Here is a 22,861-nt window from a genome sequence, read left to right on the forward strand (position 1 = left end):
CATGTTCCGTTAGGGCATGCGTTTTTTTATGCCCAAGTGGTGGCTTGTGTCTTTGTGGCGCTGAAGAACAGCACAAACAAAAAGCCGGTCTTCCATAAGGAAAACCGGCTTTTTGGGTTAACCTATCTTACCGTTTGGCAAGAGGCGTATAGTCGCGCTGTGGTGCGCCAATATACAGCTGGCGAGGGCGGCTGATACGCTGGCCCGGTTCTTCAATCATTTCCTTCCACTGGCTAACCCAGCCGGTGGTGCGGGCAACGGCAAACAGCACGGTGAACATGCTGGTGGGAATGCCCATGGCCTTGAGAATGATGCCGGAATAGAAATCCACATTCGGGTAGAGCTTGCGCTGCACGAAGTAATCATCGCTCAGAGCAATTTTTTCCAGCTCAACAGCCAGATCAAGCAGCGGATCGTCCTTAATGCCCAGTTCTGTCAGCACTTCGTGGCAGGTCTGCTGCATAATCTTCGCACGTGGGTCGAAGTTTTTGTAAACGCGGTGGCCAAAGCCCATCAGCTTTACGCCGCTGTTCTTGTCCTTCACCTGCGCGATAAAGGCAGGGATGTTTTCTTTCTTGCCAATGCGAGCCAGCATTTTCAGCACGGCTTCGTTAGCACCACCATGTGCAGGCCCCCACAGGGCCGCAATGCCCGCGGCAATACAGGCAAACGGATTGGCGCCTGTAGAACCTGCCAGACGCACGGTAGAGGTGGAAGCATTCTGTTCATGATCGGCATGCAGGATCAGAATCCGGTTCATGGCGCGGGCCAGAACAGGGTTAACCTTGTAGGGTTCGGACATGCGCGCGAACATCATGGACAGGAAATTTTCTGCGTAGTTCAGATCATTCCGCGGATAGATGAAGGCTTCACCCTGCGTGTATTTGTATGCCCATGCTGCAATGGTTGGGATTTTGGCAATCAGGCGCATGGCGGCCAGATCCCGGTTGGCGGGAATGGCAATATCGTTGGCATCTGGGTAGAAGGCAGACAAAGCCCCAACCGTGCCGCACAGAATGGCCATGGGGTGGGCATCACGCCGGAAGCCGTTAAAGAAGTTGCGGATCTGCTCGTGCAGCAGGGTGTGGTTTGTAAGGGTGTTGGTGAAGGTATCGTACTGTGCTTTGTTCGGCAGTTCACCATTCAGAAGCAGATAGATAACTTCCTCATAGGAAGCATTTTCCGCTAGCTGGGCAATGGGGTAGCCACGGTGCAGCAGAACACCCTTGTCGCCATCAATAAAGGTGATTTTGCTGTTGCAGGCGGCTGTTTCCCCGTAACCGGGGTCAAACGTGAAAACGCCCAGTTGCGCCGGAAGTTTGCGGATGTCGACAACATCCGGTCCCAGAGTGCCTGAAAGTACAGGCATTTCGGCGGATTTCCCACCAACCGAAATGGTAGCGGTAGATAGCTTACCTTCTTTCTGCGACGCGCTCATTAGTGTTTCCTTTTGCATGTTTGGGCCACGGTCGCTGCTGCGGCCTGCTCGTTCCACTTTGTCACCTATTCAAAAGGAAACCGGAAGATTGCTGGCGATAAACGAAGCGTTATCGGAACGGAGTATGCTTGGAAAACCACAGTTTTTTGGGGTTAGGGTCGCGCGAATGTGTGCAAATGCATGCTTTGGCCATCGCACATTTGCCAGTGTGTCATATCCGGCAATGTGTTGCTTCCGTACATTTCAAAAATAGCAACAGCCCCCGGCGCGAATCCCTGGTCCAGTTCACTGGCCTGCATATCTAAGTGGTGGGCCAATAAGGAAATACCTGGATTATGCCCCACCATCAGCACGGTAAAAGCTGTATCAGGCACCTGCTGAATGTGTGCCAACAAAGCCTCGGGCGTGGCTTCGTAAATATCCGCACAATAATCCGGTGGAGGGAGAGTGGGCGGGAGAGCCGTAACTGCCCCAGCCAATGTCTGCCGTGTGCGTAAGGCCGGGCTGCATATAATACTATCAGGAACAATGCTGTGCGCTGCCAGCCAATGCCCGCAGCGCCGTGCCGCCTCTTGCCCCGCAGGTGTAAGGGGACGGTTCATATCAGCTTCAGGGCTGAAATCTCCTAACGGGGCGGAAGCTGCTTCAGCATGGCGAAGCAGAACAAGGCGGCGCATGCGTAGGCCTTATGCCTTGGGGGCTTCGGCTGTTTGCCGTGCGATGGCCTCATGGTGCCGGATAACTTCATGGATAATGAAGTTCAGGAACTTTTCAGCAAAATCCGGGTCCAGATGCGCATCTTCTGCCAGTTTGCGCAGGCGGGCAATCTGCTGGGCCTCACGCGCTGGGTCTGCTGGTGGCATGTTGTAGCGTGCTTTAAGTGCCCCCACAGCCTTGGTGCAACGGAAGCGTTCCGCTAGCATGGAAACCAAGGCGGAATCGATGTTGTCTATGCTGCAGCGCAGGTCCTGAAGGGCCTGAGTGGGGGAGATGGACTGGTCGTCTGTCACGGTCATGCTGTTCCGGTTCTGTCAGAATATGCACCAGCGCCTGTAAAATGCGCTGTGGTTGGTAAAGTCTGCTCAGGCTTTTTCCACAAAAGGTGGGGGCAGGTCTAGCCATGCCAGATGTCCCCCTTTGCCAGCGCCCGTATCTACAAAAATGGCCTGACCGCCAGAACGGCCCGGAATGGCCAGCGGGCAGCCATTGGTGGAGCGCTGATCATGCCCGCAATAAATGGTGTACCCTGCGGGAATGGTGTTTACCCAATTTAGTGTGCGTTCGGGGTATCCATCTGGCTGCATGCGGTTTGTTGTTTCTCCAAACAAAGCGCGGGAAAGCAGATAGGTAACGCGGCCTAATGGCGGCGGAGGTGGTTCCATCAGCATACGTGGGTCAAACGCGCCGTGCACAAAAACGGTCTGGCCCATCACCAGCCATGCCGGGGCGTTTTCCAGCACGGGCAAAAGGGCATGCAAGACATCGGTGTTTTCTGGCTGATAAAGCTGTGCCAGTGTTTCTTCTAAATGAGGGGTAGAGCGCAAACGCTTACCCATAAGGGCGCGCCCAAGTTTGCGATCATGGTTGCCAATTAAAAACAGCCCCCGTTTTTCGTGCATAACCTGCAACATCAGCCGCAATACGCCTGCGCTGTCTGGCCCGTAATCTACAAGATCACCTAGCTGAATCACAAAGCGGTCTGTGGCAACGGCATGGCGGAAAGCGTCCAGATCTCCATGCACGTCCCCCACAATGCGGAGTCCGTTTCGCATTGTATCTTTCACGTTTCCGTCAGGGGGAAGCAGTTCAAGCATGGTGTTTTAATCCGTTATTTCCTTACTTCCATGTAGGCTTTTCGAGATCAAACAGGAACTGGAACAGCAAGTTTTTTTTCATTTGCCCCCAGATCGTGCACAAGTATGTGACGCGCCAGCACGATCTGTTTGCGCTTACGTTATACGGGCAATCGGGTTTTTGAAAAACAGCCTGAAACGGAAGGATAACATGCCACAGGTAGAAGAATGTGCTGGAACGGCTTCAAACAGTTGCAGCCGCGCCTTCTTGGTGGTCTGTGCTTTCGGGAATTCGGAACAGCTTGAAAAAGAACAGGAAGCCCTCTCATGACAGAGCGCATTCGGAACGTCGCGCTGCGCAGTAAAGTATGTCCGGCAGAAACCGCATCCGAGTTGATTAAACACGGTGATGTGGTGGGCACCAGTGGCTTTACTGGTGCAGGCTACCCCAAGGAAGTACCCAAGGCGCTGGCCCGCCGAATGGAGGCTGCGCATGATCGGGGTGAGAAATACCAGATCAGCCTGATTACGGGTGCCTCTACCGGCCCACAGTTGGATGGTGAACTGGCAAAGGCCAACGGGGTTTATTTCCGCTCACCATTCAATACGGATGCCACCATGCGCAACCGTATTAATTCGGGTGAGACAGAATATTTTGATAACCATCTGGGGCAGGTAGCTGGCCGCGCCATTCAGGGCAATTACGGCAAGTTCAACATTGCTCTGGTGGAAGCTACAGCCATTACGGAAGATGGCGGTATTGTGCCTACATCTTCTGTCGGTAACTCCCAGACATTCCTCAATCTGGCTGACAAAGTCATTATCGAAGTGAATGAATGGCAGAATCCGGCGCTGGAAGGCATTCATGATATCTGGGATGGCAACGTAAGCGGTGCGCCAACGCGTGATATTGTGCCGATTGTACGGGCAGACCAGCGCGTGGGTGGTACGGTTTTACGTGTAAACCCAGACAAAATTGCTGCCATTGTGCGCACGAATGATAGGGATAGAAACGCCCCATTTGCTGCGCCGGATGAAACAGCCAAGGCCATTGCAGGCTACCTGCTTGATTTCTTTGGGCATGAAGTCAAACAGAACCGGCTGCCGCCATCACTTCTGCCGCTTCAGTCTGGCGTGGGCAATGTGGCCAATGCCGTGCTGGAAGGGCTGAAGGAAGGCCCGTTTGAAAATTTGGTCGGGTATAGTGAGGTCATTCAGGATGGCATGTTGGCTATGCTGGATTCTGGCCGTATGCGTATTGCCTCTGCCACATCTTTCTCACTCAGCCCGGAAGCGGCGGAAGAAATCAATAACCGTATGGATTTCTTCCGGAGCAAGATCATTCTGCGCCAGCAGGATGTGAGCAACAGCCCCGGCATTATCCGCCGTTTGGGCTGTATTGCCATGAACGGCATGATTGAGGCAGATATTTACGGCAACGTAAATTCTACCCGCGTGATGGGTTCCAAGATGATGAATGGTATTGGGGGTTCGGGAGATTTTGCCCGCAGTTCCTATCTATCCATCTTCCTGTCTCCCTCCACGGCCAAAGGTGGCAAGATTTCTGCTATTGTGCCTATGGCTGCGCATGTGGACCACATCATGCAGGATGCGCAGATATTTGTAACCGAGCAGGGTCTGGCAGATTTGCGTGGGCTTTCACCCGTGCAGCGTGCGCGTGAAATTATTTCTAAGTGCGCACACCCAGATTACCGGCCCATGTTGCAGGATTACTTTGACCGTGCGCTCAAGAACTCCTTTGGCAAGCATACACCACACTTGCTGACGGAAGCCCTTTCCTGGCATCAGCGGTTTATTGAAACAGGCACCATGATGCCTGCGTAAAAAGAAGAAGAGGTAGGTTTTCTACCTCTTTTTTCTGGCTTCTTCCTGCATCTTTAACAGAGGTGGGAAGAAGCCTTTTTTACGCTTAGCTTTTATTGGTGGTTGTATCAGCCATTTGTGTGGGCTGTTGAGTAATCATGATATCCACAGGGCGTTCAGCCAGAAACTCACTGGTGGAGCTTTTGGGTGTGTCCGGATTATCCGTAATAATAGCTTCGGCATCGCGGTGTGTCAGGGCAAACAAATACGGTGCGGCAGAAGGCGAAAGGTAGGCGGCATAAGGATGGTGGCCTGCCAGTTTGTGGGCAGCATAGGCATCGCGCTCGGAATGCACGGGAATGGCCACCATAATTTTGGAATCGGCATGCAGAACGGTTTCTGTGTCCTTATGATCTGAAGGCACCAGAATAACCCTATCCCGCATCCGGGTTTTGCGTACCAGCTTTACCACATTATCGGCACTGGCGCTGTTGATATCCAGCATCAGCAGTGTGTTGGAGTGGTGGGCAGAGGCCAGCACGCCTTCTAGCTCATTAGAGCCGGGTTCCACCATAATCCGGCCATCCGGCCCATTGGCAAGTTCCAACCGTAGCATGGAGGGCACGCCATTATGAGGTGAGGAGGTGGAAACCGGGGTGGTTACAAGCCCTGTACCCGGTGTGCAAACAATCAGCCCATGATGGATGCGCGCCATAATGCCATAGGCCTTGGAGTGTTGCACAACCAGTGTTGTGCCCACGGCTACGCACAGCCCAACAGCCAGAGCGATCTTTTTAAAGCAGCCACGAGAAGACTTGCTGCTCTGTTGCACAGAGATGTCAGCCGCCTTTTCAGGATGCGACATTCGGTTCTTCCTTATCATTCTGGCCAGCCATGGAAGCAGCCCGTGCCAGATCAACTGAAAGCACGCGGCTTACGCCTCGCTCCTGCATGGTGACACCAAACAGGTGATCCATATGGGCCATAGTTAACTGATGGTGGGTTACCACCAGAAAACGGGTTCCCGCTTCGGTTACCATATCACCAAGTAGGGCGCTAAACCGGCCTACATTGGCATCATCCAGCGGTGCGTCCACTTCGTCAAGAACGCATACTGGTGCAGGGTTACAGCGGAAAACCGCGAAAATCAATGACAATGCGGTTAAAGCTTGTTCACCCCCAGAGAGAAGAGAAAGTGTGGCAAGCTTTTTACCCGGTGGCTGGGCGTAAATTTCCAGCCCTGCTTCCAGCGGATCATCACTGCCCACAAGCCCCAGATGCGCACGCCCACCGCCAAACATGCGGGTGAACAAGGACTGGAAGTGGTGATCAACCTGCGTAAACACGGCCATCAGCCGTTCACGTCCTTCTTTATTTAGTGTGCCGATGGAGCCACGCAAGCGGCTAATGGCGGCTTCTAGATCTGCAATCTCATCTGCCAGTGTGCGCGCTTGGGTAGATGCCTCTTCGGCTTCAATTTCTGCACGCAGGTTGACTGGCCCCATATCCTCGCGTTCACGCGTGAGGCGAGAGATTTTGCGGCGTAGGGAGCTTTCAGCCGCTTCTGTCAGATCCCCCGTGGGTTGACGCGGCGGGGCAGGGGTATCGGCCAAAAGTTGATCCAGAATGGCCTGTGCCTGCTCACTTTTAGCATCGGCTTTTAGCAGGTTTTCACGCGCAGTGTTCAGCTCAGATTCTGTACGGCGGCGTTGTTCATTGGCGGCGTTTAATGCGGCTTCGGCTTCAGCGCGTATTTTATCCGCCTGTGCATAGGCTTCTTCGGCTTCTTCTAGTGCTGAAAGGGTTTGTTGTTTCTGGCGTTGCGCTTCGGCCGGAAGTTCTGAAACCTTGGTGTGCTCATTACGTGCTGTTTCCACGCGTTGGGCTGCGTTCTCGGCTTCTGTGCGCGCTGTGGTGGCGCGTTGGCCCCATTCTTCTGCTGCGGCCACAAGAGATGTCAGGCGTGTTTCCAGCGTTGAGGATTCGGCCTGAAGGGTGGCGCGCAGTTCACGCGTTGCTTCTAGCTGACGGGTAAGAGCCGCGCGTTGTGTGTGCAACTGGGCGAGTGTTTCCTCGGCATCCTGTGGCAGATCTGCGGCTGTTTGGGCTTCTGTTTGTGTGGCGGCTGTGAGTTTATCTTGGGAGTCCTGCTGTTCTTGCTGCAATTCTTTTAGCCGAGGGGTTAGGGCGGCAATTCGGCTGCGCAGCGTAAGGGCCTGCTCCTGTATTTTTTGCTGCTGTTGGATGGTGTCTTGAGCAGCTTTTTCGGCTTGGGCAAAGGTGGATGTGGCTGTTTGAAAGGCCTGTTGCGCCTGTTCCAGATTGTTTTGTGCGTCTTTCAGGGCCACCGCTGTGGCGTTTTCTGTTTGGGCAGATGTTAACCGCTGCTCAAGTTCAAGAACGTTGGCTTCTTCAGCTTCCAGATTCTGGCGTAGGCGTAGGCGTTCTGGCGCCAGTGTTTCCAGTCGTGTTGTGGCGGCTGTGTGCTGGTTTTCTGTTTGGGTCTGCTTTTGCTGCGCACGTTGGAAGGTCTGTTCTGCCAGTTTAAGGGCTGTGCGGCAGTCCTGCTCCGCTTTTTGTGCGGCGGCATGTTGTTCCCGCGCGGTGGCGAGGGCTTGTTGAAAGCTGTGAGCGGGGGGCAGATTCTGTTGTGTTGCTGTGGCCGTTGCCAAGGCAGATTCGGCTTCTGTTTTGGCGGCAAGCGCGCGTTCCTGCTGTGGCCGCAGCGCATCTAACCGTGCCCGGAACGATGTGTGCTGGCGTTCCAGCTCAGATTCCTGCGTACGGGCTTTTTGCAGGTTTTGTTCTAGCTTGCTGCGTTCTATGCGCTGTTCCTGCGCCAGCTTTTCCCCGGCCTGTACATTGGCGCGGGCGGCTACAGCTTTTTGCTCAGTTTGCGGAACATGCTGTTCCATTTCCACAATGCGGGCCGACGTTTCGCGCAGAATACGGCGCTGGGCCAGCCTGCGGGCAGAAGAATCGGGTTCACCCGCGCGGGTGTAAAAACCATCCCACCGCCATAAATCTCCGGCGCGAGAAACCAAGCATTGCCCCGGCAAAAGTTGTGCCTGCAAGCTGGTACCATCTATGCCATCGGGTACAACGCCAGTATATGCCAGCACTCTGTTCAGTTCTGGCGGTGCCGTAATAACGGATTTAAGCGCAACAGCTTTGCCGGGCAGAGGTGCGGTAGCGGCATCTTTTAGCAAATGCCAGCCGTGCGGGGCATTGTCTGCCGCGGGGGCGTCCAACCCATCTGTAAGCGCTACAGCCAGCGCAACTTCGTATTCCTCGGGAACGGTGATCTGAGCGGATATGGGCTCAGCCGAGGCTTCTTTCTCATTCCCCAGTGCTTCGGCCAAGCCTTCAGCTTGCGCACGAAGGCGGGTGAGTTCGGCTTGCAGAGTGGTAAGCTGTTGCTGAGTTTGCGTTTGTTCCTGCCGATGGTGTTGCAGGTTGTGCTCTGTTGTTTCAAGCGCCTGCACAACTGTTTGCAGGGCCTGTTCTTGTGTGGCGCGTTGTTCCCGCGCTTGCTTGAGCGCATCTTCAGGCGGGGCGTCTGCCTGTGCCTTTTCCAGCGCTTGCGTAAGGGTTTGGGCTTCCTGCGTTGCGCGTTTGAAAGAGGATTCGGCAGCCCGCAGGTTGTTTTCTGCATTGCGGCGCTGGGCTTCAGCTTCCTGCGCGGCGCGGCTGGCATCAGTTAGGGCTGTATTGGTGGTTAGCCGTTCTGTTTCAGCTTTTTCCAGCGCTTCACGGGCAGCGTGCACGGCTTGAAAGGCAGATTCGGTTTCCTGCTTAAGCTGGGTTCGGATGCTTTCTTCAACCAAAGCGGCCAGCGTATCGGCATGACGTTTTTCCGCTTGGGCGAGATCAGCCTTGAGAGAATCCAGCCGAGAGCGTGCTTGTTCCAGAGTGCGCCGCAGTTCGGTGAGCGCTTGTTCTGCTGCTTGTGCATTATTGCGCGCAACGGAAAGCGCCACATTGCATTCAGACCGCGTGCGCTCCGCCGCATCCAATGTGGTTTTGGCATTCTGAAAAGCGGTTTGGGCTTCTTCGACAGATTTTTGTGTCGCTTGAATGGCCTCAGAATCCGGTAGTTGCTGCTCTAGTAATGTCAATTCTGCCTGTAATGCGGTGTATGCAGCCGCAATACGGGCATGGTGATTTTGTGCGGTTGTTAGATTTTCTGCTGCGCGTTCATGGGCGGCGCGTGCGGTGTTCAGGTCTGCGGTTAACTGGGTGAGCTTCTGCTCTGTTTCTGCCAGTTCTTTTGTAAGAGCCTGTTGCTTTGCCTCTGTCTCTGCCGTGCGGGCAGGGAGTGAGATAATGTTGGCTTCTGTTTCTGCTTTTTCAGCTTGTAGGCGTTCAAGTGTTGCAGTGGCATCATCCAGCCGGGTTTTGGCCGCGTCTGCGTCTGCTTCATGCTGTTTTAGGCGTTCTGCTGCATCATTGGCCTGTGTGGCGGCGCGTTCTTCTTCCCGTGCAACGCCTTCGGCCAGCACACGGCACCGTTCCAGCGCGGTGCGGGCTGCATCAGCTTTTTCTCTGGCTCCGGGCAAAACCTTATTGGCTTCAAACTCGGCAACCACCGCGCTTTCCGCGGCTTCCTCATGTTCGGTTAGGGCTTTGCGGGCGCGGGCGGCGTTATCAATCGCGCGTTCTACAGCCAATCGGGCACGTGCATGTAATACGGCCAGAAGTTCTGTTTCTGCTTCTCGTAACGCAGCAGAAAGCTCTCGGTAGCGGCTGGCATCGCGCGATTGTTCGGCTAGCCCATCCAGTCTGTCTGAGAGTTGCTGGCGGCGGTCTTCTGCGCGTGTCAGGTTGGATTCTGTGGCACGCAGCTTGAGTTCTGCTTCATGCCTGCGGGCGTGCAGGCCGGTAATGCCTGCGGCTTCTTCCAAAATGGTACGGCGTTCTTCTGGCCGAGCGCCCACCAGCATGGCCACGCGGCCTTGGCTCACCATGGCGGAAGAACGTGCGCCAGATGCCAGATCGGCAAATAGGGTTTGCACATCTCGCGCACGTACGGGCCGACCATTTATGCGGTAATCACTGCCAGACCCGCGTTCTGCCCGGCGGGTAATTTGCAGTTCGTCCATATCTGCAAAGGCGGCAGGGCCAAAACCCTTGGTGCCTTCCAGCGTAACAGTTACTTCGGCTAAAGATCGGGCGGGGCGGCCTGTGGTGCCTGCAAAAATAAGGTCATCCATTTCCCCCCCACGGAGGGAACGGGCAGAAGATTCGCCCATAACCCAGCGCAGGGCTTCCACCACATTGGATTTGCCACACCCATTGGGGCCGACAATACCTGTCAGCCCGGGTAGGATTTCTACCGTTACCGGATCCGCAAAGCTTTTGAATCCGACAATGCGCAGACGAACAAAACGAACTGTCATGCAGGTAAGGTGCGCGGGCTTAGGAGAACATGCGTAAACTTAGCTGGCTTTTGCCAAATATTTGGCAAAGTCATCGTAAGTTAGCGCGCTGGACACCTGCTCTTTATTGTTGAAGCGGAAAGTGGGGGTGGAATCAAAATGGAATTTGTCCTGCGCTTCGGTCTGCTGGTTTAGAATGAACTGCATGAGTTGTTGATCAGCAATGGCTTTTTCAAACGTATCGCCCGGCATACCAGCAAAGGCGGCCATTTTCTTGAGCTCATCCTTTGGGTTGCCTTCCTTGGTGTAGGCCCAGCGGTCTAGGCTGGAAAGCAGGGAGGAGCAGAAAGGCTCATACCGTTCTGGTGGCAGGGTGCGGGCGACCATGGCGGCAACTGTTGCCAACTGATCTGTGGGAAAATCATGAAAAACGTAGCGGATTTTCCCGGTATCGATCAGTTCTTTCTGCACCTGTGGAAAGGTGTTTTCTGCAAAATGCGCACAATGAATGCAGGTAAGGGAGAACCATTCTTCCACAACAATTTTGGCGTTCGGGTTGCCCAGTTCACGCGGGGTGAAGCGTGTATCTGTGGCATCTGCCGCTAAAGAGATACCGCGCAGGGCAGTGGAGGCAACGGCCAGACTTCCGGCAGCTAAAATGGAACGGCGGGTGAAAGACATGGAAATCCGGTCTCCCTTAATGGGTGCAAATCATAAGCGGTTAAAGGCATGACGGCAGATTTGCTCTGCCGTCAACCCACAGATTTATCCGTAGTAGCAGATGTTTCCGCCAGAGTAGGTGTTGCAGACTGTTCGGTTAGCTTGCGCACGCGCACACGGCGGATGTGCCGGGCATCTGCATCTAGCACGCGGAAGAGATAGCCATTTTCATGCGTCAGCACTTCACCACGGGTAGGGACATGCCCTGCCATGCGGAACACAAGCCCGCCAATGGTTTCAATTTCGGCCTCTCTTTCACTCTCGGTCAGAATGGGGCCGATGGTTTTTTCAAACTCTTCAATCGGGCAGCGTGCATCTATATCGAAAGACCCATCAGGCCGTGGGGTGATCATGACAATGGCAGGCTCATCATGCTCATCTGAAATGTCACCCACAATGGTTTCAATCAGATCTTCAATGGTTACCAAACCATCAATGCCGCCGTATTCATCAATCACAAGCGCCATGTGGGTCTGGCGCTGGCGCATCTGTAACAGCAGATCCAGCACCGGAATTTGGGGGGCAATCATCAGCGGCTGGCGCAAAAGCACTTCCAGATTAAAGGCCTCGCTGGTGCCAACATAGGCAATCAGATCCTTCACATGGATCATGCCTACAATATCATCCAACTGATCCCGATAAACTGGCATGCGGGAATGGTTTTCCCGCCGCATCATGGCCAATGCTTCGTCCAGACTGATGGAAACCGGCATGGCCACAATATCGGCGCGTGGCACCATCACATCATCGGCGGAAATGTTGCGCAGGCGCAGTACGTTGGCAATAAGTGCGCGTTCTTGCCTGTCTAGCTCCGGTTTTTCACCTGTTGCAGAGTCTTCTGGTTCATCCGCAGCCTGCTGCACAAGCGCGGCAATGGAGCTGCGCAGGTCTGTCTGATGTTTTTTGCGGTGGAAAAAGGAAAACAGGCCGCGACTATTGGCTTCCTGCTTGTCTGAAGAGGAATCGTGTTCGCTCATGATCGGGGTTTCCAAGGGTTGGGAACCCTGAGCCGCGAAAGCAGGCGGGATTCCAGCATTTCCATTTCGCGCGCTTCACCAGGATGGTGGTGGTCATACCCAGCCAGATGAAGGCTGCCGTGGATGACCAAATGCGCAAGATGGTCTGCAACAGGTTTGCCAGCTTTGCGGGCTTCACGCACCACGGTTTCCAGCGCCAGAATAATGTCTCCGCCGTTAATGCCGGGCGGAGGTTCAAATGTTAGCACATTGGTCGGGCGCTGCTTGCCGCGGTGGCGGCCATTCAGTTCTCGCACCTCCCGATCTGTTGCCAAAACAACAGTATCGGGCAGGCCGCCATATTCTGAGCAAGCGGCCAAGGCGCGCCATACCAACTGTTCCGGGTTATGCACATAAGAGCGCCAGCGCCTATCCCGGATAAGGATTTCAGGGCCTTCGTTCTGCTCATCGGAAAAAACAGCCTGAAAAGGCAGGCTTTTTTCTGGGGCATCCATATCCTGCATAGGGATATGGGCGGGGCTACTTGGCGGTTCCATTTTTCTCCTGACGGCCCTTGCTATGGGAGGGATCCCTTACAGCCGTCGCCTTTGCATCATAGGCTTCAATAATGCGGGCGACTAGCTTATGCCGCACCACATCTGTTGAATCAAAGCGGGAAATAGTAATTCCTTTTACGTTTTCAAGCGTTTCTACGGCATCACGTAGGCCGGAGGTGGTGCCTGCTGGCAGATCAATCTGCGTAAGATCGCCCGTAACCACCATGCGAGAGCCGGGGCCAAGGCGGGTAAGAAACATCTTCATCTGTGCAATGGTGGTGTTCTGGGCTTCATCCAGAATAACAAAGGCATGCGAAAGCGTGCGCCCGCGCATAAAGGCCAGCGGAGCTACCTCAATATCCCCTGAAGCCATGCGGCGCACGACCTGATCCCCTGGCAGCATATCGTAAAGGGCATCATACAGCGGGCGCAGGTAGGGGTCGATTTTGTCTTTCATATCTCCGGGCAGAAAACCCAGCCGCTCACCCGCTTCCACAGCCGGGCGGGAAAGAATGATCCGATCAATGGAGCCAGCCTGCAACATGGCCACCGCCTGCGCCACGGCCAGATAGGTTTTGCCCGTGCCTGCTGGGCCAATGCCAAACACCAGTTCCTTTTTGGCCAGTGCTTTCATATATGCGGCCTGACCGGGGGAGCGGGGTTCGATATTGCCATGCCGCATACGGATAAGGGGGAGATCCCCTTCCAATTCCGGGGCGATCTGTGGCGCGTTGGGGAGAATGCTGGTGGTGTTTTGGAGCGGGCGGGACATGCGTATGGCGGCCTCTATGCTGCTGATATCCACGTTTTCGCCTGCTGCCAGTTTTTGGTACAGCACGCCAAGCACCGCACGCGTGCGGGCTGTTTGTTCAGGTTCACCTTGAATGGAAATGCGGTTGCCGCGCCGGGCAACCTCCACTTCCAAACCTTCTTCCAAGCAGCGTAAGTGCTTATCGTGGTCTCCCACAAGGCGCGCCAGAAGGGTGTTATCTTCAAACTGTAGGGTAGCAGAGGCATGGGGCATTTCTGCTGCCATGCGGGGTGAGGCGGAAATACGCGTGCTACTCAAGCGGACACACACTCCTCTTCTAAAACGCCGGACAGGGAGTTGGTCAGGCGTTCAACAATACGCACGGGCAGTTCCTTGCCAATCAGATGCTTGGGCCCAGAAACATGCACAGGCTGCAACCACGGAGAACGCCCGGCTATCTGGCCCGGTTTCCGTCCTTCTGAGGTAAACAGAACAGGAATGGTTTTGCCCACAAGTGTTGCATTAAAGGCATCCTGCTGTTCACGCAGCAGGGCCTGCAAAGCTTGCAAGCGGGCATCCTTCACATCCTCTGGCACCTGCATGCCAGCGCCTGCGGCAGGGGTGCCGGGGCGTGGGGAGTATTTGAAGGAATAAGCCAAAGCAAAGCCCACATCACGCACAAGCTGCATGGTGGCTTCAAAATCCTCATCCGTTTCACCGGGGTGGCCCACGATGAAATCGGATGAAAGAGCCAGATCGGGCCGTGCTTCACGCAGGCGGCGCACGATATCCCGATACTCATCTGCTGTATGGCCACGGTTCATGGCACGCAGAATACGGTCAGATCCAGCCTGAACCGGCAGATGCAGGAACGGCATCAACTCCGGCAGATCACGGTGGGCGGCTATCAGCGCATCATCCATGTCTCGCGGGTGGGATGTCATGTAACGGATGCGGGAAAGGCCGGGCAGCTTGGCAAGCTCATATGCCAGTTGCGGCAAGCCCCATGTGGAGCCATCCGGGCCTTCACCATGATAGGCATTTACGTTCTGCCCTAGCAGGCAGATATCCTTTACACCGCTTTCCACCATACGGCGTGCTTCTGCCAGCACGGAAAGCACGGGGCGGCTGCTTTCTGCCCCGCGTGTGTAAGGTACCACACAGAAGGAGCAGAATTTATCGCACCCTTCCTGAATGGTAAGGAAAGCCGTGTAATTTCCTGCGGTCTGCGGGGCTTCGGATTCTGGCAGAAAATCGAATTTCTGCTCTGCTGGAAAATCCGTTTCAATAACCGCGCCACCTGCACGGGCCGCACGGGCCACCATTTCTGGCAGGCGGTGATAGGTTTGCGGGCCCAGAACAATATCCACATACGGCGCGCGGGCCAGAATTTCCTGTCCTTCTGCCTGTGCTACGCATCCGGCTACGGCAATAATGGTTTGCTGCCCAGCGGTTTCCCGCGCTTCCTTGATCTTGCGCAGGCGACCGAGTTCTGAAAACACTTTTTCTGCCGCTCTATCTCTAATGTGGCAGGTGTTCAGGATAATCATGTCCGCTGCATCTGGCGTGGCAACAGGCTGATAGCCAAGTGGCCGCAGAACATCCCCCATACGTGCACTATCATACACATTCATCTGGCAACCCCACGTAATAACGTGCAGGCCACGAGCAGGGGATGTGTTGGCTGGGGTTCCGGTCATGATGGCAGGCGCTCCGCTATGCCGCAGGCCCATTCCATGCGGCAGGTGGAGGAAATCGGGCCAGAGCGCGTGCAGGTCAAGCCTCTTTTCTCACCAAGGCGAGAATAGTGGAAAGGTAAGAACGGCCAAAAAGTATTCTGGCGGTTAACAGACCGAATGTTCCTTATGGGTTTGGTGGCTTGCAACAGCCACCTAGTTTGTTGCCTAAAGTCTTATACGTATTGAAGCAAAAAAGCAGGCGGTTCTGTCAAGTATCCTTTTGGCTTTCTTGACAGAAGGCGGCAGAAAATTGGCAGGCAGAGTGGCTGGGTTAAACCGGCCTTTGATAACCGTAGGTTTACGGTTCTGGCGCAGTTCTGCCGCCCCTATGGATACGGCTTTCCATGCCGCCTGTGCCAAAGCCTTGCGGCTGGGGAACATATCTGGGTCTAGCGGTTCGTGCAGCAACACAGTTGCGCGGGAACGCTTCCATTTCAGCAAGGCCCATACATGGGGGCCAAGATCCATATCTCCGTACCATGAAAACACGGGGCGGCGGAGGCGGGAAATGGGCAGGTCTTCCAGCCGGTCATATACAAGGGATACGGGCTGGATAAGGGGCGTCATGCCGGGTTCAAACGTTATGGGCAGCAGGCTTTTATCCATGCCTTCCTTCAGGCGTGGCAATTTTGCGATGGCAAAAAAGGCGGACATAAACGGCAACACGCGGGAGCCATCGGATGATGTACCTTCAGGGAACAATACCAGATTATCCCCCTCCACCATGCGGCGGATCATTTCATCACGCTCACGGCCTGTGGTGCTGCGCTGGCGGCTGACAAAAATGGTGCGCCCGATTTGTGAGACCAACCCCATGATGGGCCATTTTTCAATATCGCCCTTGGCCACAAATACGGAGGGAAGGATGGTGCCCAGCACAGGCACATCCAACCAAGACATGTGGTTGCAAATATAGATAACAGGGCGTTCCCCCCGCTGGCGGGCTTTTAGGCCGCCCACTGTGCCCACACGTTGCCCCACAACATGGATCTGCAACCCGATAATACGGCACAGCACGCCCCAGATAACCCGCGTCCAGCGGATTTTTGGCGTGCCGGGCACAAGCAGCAGGCACGCTTCAAAACCCACAGATAGTGGCACCCAGACAACCAGCGCACCAAGGCGCAGGGCTGCCCTTAAATCTGCCGTGCGGCGGAAATAAGCTTCCACCCATGCAGGTAAGGGGGAAAGGCCATTGGGCTTCTTTTTGGGGGAAGCATAAGGGGGATGGGTTTGATCAGACGGGCGTGGTGTCATCGTTTCATTTCTGCCAGACACAGCTCTGTCGGACAAACGCGCCCGGCAGCGGCGCAGATGGAATGAAAAAGCATGCGCTCTCTTACCGCGATTTTAGCTGGCGGGACAATCCATCTCCCAATTTATGCGCAACAGAAGCTGTTTTCGGCTTCGGCACCGTATTTTTGTCATGGTATGTGCATAAAAGGGTTTGTAAGCAGAACTTCCGCAAATAGGTGGCAGGCAGATTATCGGTGAGGACACGCAAGAATAACATGCTGAACAGGCTTGCTCTCACCGCGAATCGTGTTCTGGCTGGTGCCGCCCTGTGGGGGGCATCGTCCTGCCTGTCTTGGTCTTGGGCGGCAGATCCACAGCCTTACACTACCAAACTGGTGCCGACCGGAGAGGCGGATTTGGATACGGCTATTAAAAGCTCATCTGATCTGCAGTCTCTCCAGTCCACGCATGCGGTGGGGCCATTTGCGTTGGCCGGGCGTGTGCGGAATGAATATGACCGCCTACGCACGGCGCTGGAAAGCTGTGGTTATTACGCCGGTACAGTGCATATCACCCTCAGCCGGAATGGCGGCAAGGATGCCGTGAAGATGGACGGGATGTCTCCCGCCCTTTCTCAATGGATCGAATCCGTGCCGACGGGTGAAAAGATTCAGGCTGAGGTGAAGGTAGATAAAGGCCCACTGTTTCATCTGGGCACCGTTACGCTGGTGGATGGTAAAACTGGCAAACCACCTGTTTTAACAGATGCCCAGAAAAAAGCCTTTGGCCTTGCATCGGGCCAGCCAGCCGTTGCCAAAAGCGTGCTGGATGGTGGCAGCAACCTGATGGACGCCCTGCGGGAAGATGGGCACGCACTGGCGACAGTGGAAAAGCCCAAGGCTTTTCTGGAACCCACTACGCATACGCTGAATATTACCTATCCGGTCACGCCAGGTCCGGTGCTAAATATTGGTAAGATAGACACAACCGGTCTGAAACAGGTGCACGAAAAATTCGTGCGTCGCCGTATGACAGTGCAGGAAGGCCAGCTTTATCAGCCTTCTAAAATTGAAAACGCACGGCAGGATCTGGCCTCCGTTGGGGTGTTTTCGAACGTAACAGTGCAGGATGCCTCCACCTATGCGGTAGATGGCACCATGCCGCTGGATTTCAGCTTTAAGGAAGCCAAGCGGCATTCCGTGGGGGCAGAGGGCGGATATTCCACAGATTTGGGCGCGCGTGCTGGCGGATCATGGACACATTATAACCTGCTGGGCAATGCAGAGCGTTTGCGGCTGACAGCTCTTATTACCGGGCTTGGTGGCTCGGCCCAGCAAGGCTTGGGGTATGATGTGTATGCAGATTTCTTCAAACCCGATTTTCTGGAACGCAATCAGAATCTAAGTGCGCGTATTGAAGGGCTGCGGCAGTTGTTCTGGTCTTACCGGCAAACGGCATTTTTGATCCGTGGCGGCATTACACGCCCGCTGGCTAAAAACTGGAACGGCAGCTTTGGGTTGATGGCAGAGCAGGAAAAGATCGAGCAGTTTGGTGTCACGCGGGATTACACCATTATTTCTGCGCCACTTTCCGTCATGTTTGACAACACAGGCGTTGGAAACCCTATCGAACCCGCAACACACGGCGTACGCGCCAGCATGAGCATTACGCCATCCGTTTCCTTGGGGAATAAGGGCAGCGGCACCTCGTTTTTTGCCATTCTGAACGGCACGGCCTCTACATACTTTGATCTGCACCATCTGGGCATCAGCAAGCCCGGCAATAGTGTTCTGGCGTTTCGTGGCATGGTTGGCAGTATTCAGGGCGCCAGCACGTGGGATATTCCGCCAGATCAACGTCTGTATGCTGGGGGCAGTTCTACAGTAAGAGGCTTTCGCTGGCAGGGTGTGGGGCCGCAGTATAAAAATACGCGCTATGCTATTGGCGGAACCTCGCTAGATGCAGGAAGTGCAGAATTTCGCCAAAGAATTATAGGCAACGTAGGCATGGCCGGTTTTATAGATGCCGGTCAGGTTGGCAGCAGCAGTTTGCCCTTTACGGGCAAGCTGCGCGTGGGTGCTGGTGGGGGTGTACGTTATTATACGCCTATTGGCCCCATCCGGCTGGATGTTGCCGTACCTCTTAACCGCGCCCCACGTGGTGATAAGTGGGATCTGTATATCGGCCTTGGGGAGACATTCTAATGGCCGATACGCCAGAACCCATTTTGCCACGCACACCAGATAAACCTACACGCCCACTGTGGCGGCGTGTAGGGCGTGTTGCCCTTATAACCGGTGGTTCTCTGCTTGGCATAACGGGCCTTGCCGTAGCTGTTTTGCTGGTGGGGGCCAATACCGGGCCGGGCCGCAAAATGCTCATGCACCAGACATCCTCCCTTACGGGCGGGATGATCGGGCTTTCGGGCATGTCTGGGCGTTTCCCCGATAACTTCCGGCTGGATACGCTGGAAATTCACGATAAACAGGGTGCTTGGCTTACGCTGCATAACGTGGCGCTTAACTGGTCACCTCTGGCAATAATTGGGCGCACAGCGCGTATTTATGCCGTTACGGCAGATGAGCTGGATATTCCGCGCCTGCCTGTGTCTGATCCGGCCAAGCCAGCCACGCCTTCCAAAAGCTCACCTTCTGCGCTCCATCTGGGGGTGGATATTCGCAAACTTGCAGTGGGGCGTATTAACGTGGGGGCTGCGCTTGCGGGTTCTCCGGCAAGTTTTTCCTTGGCTGGGCGCGGTCAGTTATCCAATATTGATCCGGTTATCAATGGGTTAAGTCTGCCTTCTTTGCCGGGTGCGGATATTGCGCTGCATCTGAAAAGGCTGGATGCCGCCGGGCAGATTGATCTGGCAACCACCACCAGCAAAGGTAAGCTGGGCCTGCATCTGGATGCCAGCGAGGGCACAGATGGTTTTGCTGCCACGCGCCTTAAAATGCCGCAACTGGTGCCTCTGGCGCTTAAGCTGGATATCAATGGCCCTCCTTCGGCCGCTGTGCTTGGTTTTGCTGCTTCTGCTGGGGATATAAAAGCCCATGCAGATGGCGTGCTGGATTTGCTGGCTGAAAAGCTTGGTAACCTGAATGCCGGAGTAGATGCCCCCGCCATGTCTCTCTCGCCCGATCTGGCGTGGGGGGGCATCCATTTAGGGGCGCAGTTGCATGGTAAAATGGCAGCACCGCTGGGCACAGCACAGGTGCAGGTTGATCAGCTTGCTGCATCTGGCGCTGGTGTGGGCACGCTGAAAGTTCAGTTCTCAGGTGAGAATGGCAGTGCCGATATGGCCAATCTGTTGCATGTGGTGGCAACAGCAGATGGTGTGCGCCTGCCGGGCAAAGCGCCAACATTGCTGGCATCTGCGCCGTTGCAGCTTGATGCGCAGTTAGAACCACAAAAGCCCGGCAAACCCCTGGCTTTTACGCTGTCTCATCCTTTGCTGAATCTTTCTGGCAATGTGCAGTCTGCTGCGCCACAGCGTGGCACGGTAGCGTTAAAGCTGCCCGATTTGCTACCGTTTGGTGAAATGGCCGGTACGCCTTTGCGCGGTCATGCGGGCATGAACGCACAGTTTGACCTTCCGGCAAAGCCGGAGGGAGATACGCACCTTACAGCAGATGGCACGCTGGCTATTACAGGGGGGCAGCCTCAGGCAGCCGGGCTGATCGGGCCGGATGGTAAGTTTGCCCTTACCGCCACCATGCGGCCCTTGCCTGCGCAGGATAAGCTACCAGCGGCTAAACAGATTGACCTGCAAAACTTCAGTGTGGATGGCCGCGCCCTTAATCTTAAAGGGGGCGGGCAGGTAAACACGGGCCGCGATATGGATCTGGCGTTTGATCTGGGGCTGACAGATCTGGCGCGGGCGTTACCCTCCTTGCGTGGGGCGCTCACGCTGGCCTTGCAGGCCAAAGGCCCGATGCAGGATTTTACAGCCACCCTGCATGCGAAGGGAGACCCCGGTACCGCCACCATGCCACGCGGCCCCATAGCGCTGGATGCCAATGTGCAACACTTGCCAACTGCGCCAGAAGGCACGGTGCAGGCAAATGGCACGCTTAACCGCGCCCCATTGGTGTTGGATGTGGCTTTGGCCCAAAGCGCACAGGGTGACAGGCAGGTTGATATTCGTAAACTGTCATGGAACAGCGTGGCCGGGCAGGGGCAGCTTTCTCTTCCTACAGGTGAGGTGGTGCCTCTGGGCACGCTGGATCTGAAAGTGGGGCGCTTGGCAGATTTTCGTCCGCTTATTGGGCAGGCTATCTCTGGCGCGCTGGCAGCTTCTGTTAAAACCACGCAGGTGGCGGATACACCTCAGGTTGCCCTTAAGCTGGATGGCAACGTGGCTATGCCCAGTGTGAAAATTGGCTCTCTGGCTTTAGCTGGCACGGTAAAAGATCCGGCGGCTCACCCTAATGCTGATCTTACGCTTAAACTGGGCGGCCTTTCTGCTTCTGGCGTAACCGGGCAGGCGCGATTGAGTGCCAAAGGGCCGGATAATGCTATGGCGTTGACCGCTCAGGTGGGGCCAGCAAGCTGGTCTGGAAGCCCATTGATGCTGGATACCGCAGCCCTGTTAAACCTGCCTGCCAAACAGGTGAAAGTGCAGCGCCTGAATGCCACGGCCAAGCAGGAAACATTGCGCCTTTTAGCGCCTGCCTTGGTCTCGTTTGGGGAGACTATGGGGGTTGATCGGCTGCGGGCCACGTTGGTAACGGCAGGCAGCCAGCCCGCCACCATTGATGTTGCAGGCAAGATCAAGCCTTCTTTGGCTGTTACGGCGGATATTCGTAATCTTACGCCTGCGTTGGCACACCCGTTTGCGCCAGATTTCAAGGCATCTGGCACGGTTTCCGTTCAGGCCAAGGTGGCGGGCACGTTAAATGCACCGCAAGGGCAGGTTAAGCTTACCGGGCGTGATTTGCGTATGGCTGGCAGTTCTGCTGCGGCTTCCATTCCGCCATTGCATCTAGATGCCGCAGCCAATCTGGCCGGTAGTTCTGCCAAGGTGCAGGTGGCGGCAGGTGCGGGGCCCAAGCTGAACGTGAATGTGGCTGGCACGGCCCCGCTGAACAAAACCGGGCCAATGAACCTGCGCGTAAATGGCAATCTGGATTTAAGCATTGCCAATGGCATTCTGGGCGCGCAGGCGCGGCAGGCCATGGGGCAAGCCCAAATGGCGCTGCTGGTTGCGGGCTCCATGTCCTCCCCCGTGTAACGGGTACGGTGGATCTGCGCGATGCCGATGTGCAGGATTTTGCCCAAGGCTTCCATCTGGCCAATATCAATGGCCGCGTGGTGGGCGAGAACGACAAGATCGTTATTCAGAACCTTACGGCCAAGGCTGGTGATGGCAATTTGGGCGTCACCGGCTTTGTGGGCATTGGCTCCCCCGGCATGCCGCTGGATATTCGTTTGCAGGCCCATGATGCCCGGCCCATTTCCAGTGATCTGCTAACAGCGGTGATGAACGCGGATATTGCCGTAAAAGGGCAGGTGCAAACCCGCATGGATGTTGATGGCACAGTGGATTTGCGGCGTGTGGAAATTAACATTCCCAATTCCTTGCCGTCATCCGTAGCGCGGCTTGATGTTGTGCGCCCCGGTGATGAGCAAAAGCAGGCGGAAGCCGCCAAAGTAGAAAGCACCAAGGCCGCGGTGATCGGGCTGAACCTGAGCGTGACATCTCCGGGCAAGTTCTTTGTGCGTGGGCATGGCTTGGATGCAGAAATGGCTGGCAAGTTGAAAGTTGGCGGCACAACGCAGGCTCCGCAGGTTAGCGGAGGGTTTGATCTCAAGCGTGGTAACTTTGATCTGGCTGGTATTTCACTTAACTTCACCAAGGGGCGGGTGGCTTTTAATGGCTCTGGCGTTGGCCATAAAATGGACCCCACGTTGGATTTTGAGGCCGACCGTGCCGTGCAGGGCCAAACGGCTATGCTGAAGGTGGGCGGGTATGCCAGCGCGCCCAAGATTACGTTTGAATCCATGCCGCCGCTGCCGCAGGATCAGGTATTGGCCATGCTGTTATTTGGCACGGATGCGCACTCTCTCTCCTCCACACAGATGGTGGAATTGGGCACGGCGCTTGCCACCCTTACAGGGCTTACACCGTTTGATCCAATGGGCACTATCCGCAAAACCTTGCATCTGGATCGTTTGGCTATTGGCGGCGGTTCTGGCGTGGGGAATGGCGGTACCAGTGTTGAGGCCGGTAAATATGTGATGAAAGGTGTTTACGTAGGTGCCAAGCAGGCCACTTCTGGCTCTGGCACACAGGCACAGGTGCAGGTTGACCTGACAAAACATCTCAAGCTGAACACAACCGTGGGCACAGGTGGCACCGTAACAGGCTTTACCACCCCGGAAAACGATCCGGGCAGTAGTGTTGGGCTGCTGTGGCAGTATCGTTACTAAGCATTCAGGCGCATATTTGAGGCGCTTTTTCTCACAA

Annotated in this window: 14 protein-coding genes and 1 pseudogene; 3 read left to right on the top strand and 12 right to left on the bottom strand. The window is 55.4% G+C overall.

Annotated elements, in window-relative coordinates; translation table 11 throughout:
• Positions 1 to 127: 127 nt before the first annotated feature.
• The 4 genes from gltA to DS739_RS05595 form a co-directional block, all read right to left on the bottom strand.
• Positions 128 to 1,438 carry a citrate synthase gene (gltA, locus tag DS739_RS05580; protein WP_035351757.1) on the bottom strand — a complete coding sequence of 437 codons (1,311 nt, stop codon included), beginning with the start codon at positions 1,436 to 1,438 and terminating at the stop codon, positions 128 to 130.
• A gap of 152 nt (positions 1,439 to 1,590) precedes the next feature.
• Positions 1,591 to 2,115 carry a histidine phosphatase family protein gene (locus DS739_RS05585; RefSeq protein ID WP_006115148.1) on the bottom strand — a complete coding sequence of 175 codons (525 nt, stop codon included), beginning with the start codon at positions 2,113 to 2,115 and terminating at the stop codon, positions 1,591 to 1,593.
• 9 nt (positions 2,116 to 2,124) lie between these two features.
• Positions 2,125 to 2,454 carry a chorismate mutase gene (locus DS739_RS05590; protein WP_006115149.1) on the bottom strand — a complete coding sequence of 110 codons (330 nt, stop codon included), beginning with the start codon at positions 2,452 to 2,454 and terminating at the stop codon, positions 2,125 to 2,127.
• A 66-nt stretch (positions 2,455 to 2,520) separates the two neighbouring features.
• The gene (locus DS739_RS05595; RefSeq protein ID WP_006115150.1) at positions 2,521 to 3,252 is read right to left on the bottom strand and encodes a metallophosphoesterase; all 732 of its coding nucleotides are present in this window, start codon (positions 3,250 to 3,252) and stop codon (positions 2,521 to 2,523) included.
• Between the two features lie 306 nt (positions 3,253 to 3,558).
• On the opposite strand from DS739_RS05595, the gene DS739_RS05600 reads away from it, so the two are divergent.
• The gene (locus DS739_RS05600; protein ID WP_006115151.1) at positions 3,559 to 5,076 is read left to right on the top strand and encodes an acetyl-CoA hydrolase/transferase family protein; all 1,518 of its coding nucleotides are present in this window, start codon (positions 3,559 to 3,561) and stop codon (positions 5,074 to 5,076) included.
• 85 nt (positions 5,077 to 5,161) lie between these two features.
• Here DS739_RS05600 and DS739_RS05605 read toward each other — a convergent pair whose 3' ends face one another.
• The 8 genes from DS739_RS05605 to DS739_RS05640 form a co-directional block, all read right to left on the bottom strand.
• Positions 5,162 to 5,920 (bottom strand): hypothetical protein, encoded by a 759-nt coding sequence (locus DS739_RS05605; RefSeq protein ID WP_035351494.1) that lies wholly within the window; start codon positions 5,918 to 5,920, stop codon positions 5,162 to 5,164.
• The gene (locus tag DS739_RS05610; protein WP_006115153.1) at positions 5,907 to 10,454 is read right to left on the bottom strand and encodes an AAA family ATPase; all 4,548 of its coding nucleotides are present in this window, start codon (positions 10,452 to 10,454) and stop codon (positions 5,907 to 5,909) included. Before DS739_RS05610 ends, DS739_RS05605 begins: the two co-directional genes overlap by 14 nt.
• A gap of 39 nt (positions 10,455 to 10,493) precedes the next feature.
• On the bottom strand, positions 10,494 to 11,114 hold the full coding sequence (locus DS739_RS05615; protein WP_006115154.1) for a thioredoxin domain-containing protein: 621 nt from the start codon (positions 11,112 to 11,114) through the stop codon (positions 10,494 to 10,496).
• A 71-nt stretch (positions 11,115 to 11,185) separates the two neighbouring features.
• Positions 11,186 to 12,130, bottom strand: a complete 945-nt coding sequence (locus DS739_RS05620) for a hemolysin family protein (protein ID WP_035351492.1) — start codon at positions 12,128 to 12,130, stop codon at positions 11,186 to 11,188.
• Complete coding sequence (gene ybeY, locus DS739_RS05625) at positions 12,127 to 12,633, bottom strand: rRNA maturation RNase YbeY (RefSeq protein WP_035351755.1); 507 nt, start codon at positions 12,631 to 12,633, stop codon at positions 12,127 to 12,129. The genes DS739_RS05620 and ybeY overlap by 4 nt, the downstream gene beginning before the upstream one ends.
• Before the next feature lie 16 nt (positions 12,634 to 12,649).
• A complete protein-coding gene (locus DS739_RS05630; protein WP_006115157.1) occupies positions 12,650 to 13,747 on the bottom strand; it encodes a PhoH family protein in 1,098 nt (365 codons plus the stop codon).
• Positions 13,732 to 15,150 (bottom strand): tRNA (N6-isopentenyl adenosine(37)-C2)-methylthiotransferase MiaB, encoded by a 1,419-nt coding sequence (miaB, locus tag DS739_RS05635; protein WP_006115158.1) that lies wholly within the window; start codon positions 15,148 to 15,150, stop codon positions 13,732 to 13,734. Before miaB ends, DS739_RS05630 begins: the two co-directional genes overlap by 16 nt.
• A 171-nt stretch (positions 15,151 to 15,321) precedes the next feature.
• On the bottom strand, positions 15,322 to 16,413 hold the full coding sequence (locus DS739_RS05640; protein ID WP_035351490.1) for a 1-acyl-sn-glycerol-3-phosphate acyltransferase: 1,092 nt from the start codon (positions 16,411 to 16,413) through the stop codon (positions 15,322 to 15,324).
• Positions 16,414 to 16,667: 254 nt separating this feature from the next.
• Here DS739_RS05640 and DS739_RS05645 point away from each other — a divergent pair, with 254 nt between their 5' ends.
• Both DS739_RS05645 and DS739_RS05650 read left to right on the top strand, forming a co-directional pair.
• Complete coding sequence (locus DS739_RS05645; RefSeq protein WP_035351488.1) at positions 16,668 to 18,596, top strand: autotransporter assembly complex family protein; 1,929 nt, start codon at positions 16,668 to 16,670, stop codon at positions 18,594 to 18,596.
• Positions 18,596 to 22,824: pseudogene (locus tag DS739_RS05650) on the top strand (translocation/assembly module TamB domain-containing protein). Before DS739_RS05645 ends, DS739_RS05650 begins: the two are co-directional and overlap by 1 nt.
• Positions 22,825 to 22,861 lie beyond the last annotated feature (37 nt).

This window comes from Acetobacter sp. JWB, from assembly GCF_003323795.1.
GTDB classification, from domain to species: Bacteria; Pseudomonadota; Alphaproteobacteria; order Acetobacterales; family Acetobacteraceae; genus Acetobacter; species Acetobacter oryzifermentans.

Excerpts from the sequence above, each read along its gene's own strand:
- gltA (WP_035351757.1), bottom strand. The coding sequence starts at position 1,438 with ATGAGCGCGTCGCAGAAAGAAGGTAAGCTATCTACCGCTACCATTTCG.
- DS739_RS05585 (WP_006115148.1), bottom strand. The coding sequence starts at position 2,115 with ATGCGCCGCCTTGTTCTGCTTCGCCATGCTGAAGCAGCTTCCGCCCCG.
- DS739_RS05590 (WP_006115149.1), bottom strand. The coding sequence starts at position 2,454 with ATGACCGTGACAGACGACCAGTCCATCTCCCCCACTCAGGCCCTTCAG.
- DS739_RS05595 (WP_006115150.1), bottom strand. The coding sequence starts at position 3,252 with ATGCTTGAACTGCTTCCCCCTGACGGAAACGTGAAAGATACAATGCGA.
- DS739_RS05600 (WP_006115151.1), top strand. The coding sequence starts at position 3,559 with ATGACAGAGCGCATTCGGAACGTCGCGCTGCGCAGTAAAGTATGTCCG.
- DS739_RS05605 (WP_035351494.1), bottom strand. The coding sequence starts at position 5,920 with ATGTCGCATCCTGAAAAGGCGGCTGACATCTCTGTGCAACAGAGCAGC.
- DS739_RS05610 (WP_006115153.1), bottom strand. The coding sequence starts at position 10,454 with ATGACAGTTCGTTTTGTTCGTCTGCGCATTGTCGGATTCAAAAGCTTT.
- DS739_RS05615 (WP_006115154.1), bottom strand. The coding sequence starts at position 11,114 with ATGTCTTTCACCCGCCGTTCCATTTTAGCTGCCGGAAGTCTGGCCGTT.
- DS739_RS05620 (WP_035351492.1), bottom strand. The coding sequence starts at position 12,130 with ATGAGCGAACACGATTCCTCTTCAGACAAGCAGGAAGCCAATAGTCGC.
- ybeY (WP_035351755.1), bottom strand. The coding sequence starts at position 12,633 with ATGCAGGATATGGATGCCCCAGAAAAAAGCCTGCCTTTTCAGGCTGTT.
- miaB (WP_006115158.1), bottom strand. The coding sequence starts at position 15,150 with ATGGGCCTGCGGCATAGCGGAGCGCCTGCCATCATGACCGGAACCCCA.
- DS739_RS05640 (WP_035351490.1), bottom strand. The coding sequence starts at position 16,413 with ATGACACCACGCCCGTCTGATCAAACCCATCCCCCTTATGCTTCCCCC.
- DS739_RS05645 (WP_035351488.1), top strand. The coding sequence starts at position 16,668 with ATGCTGAACAGGCTTGCTCTCACCGCGAATCGTGTTCTGGCTGGTGCC.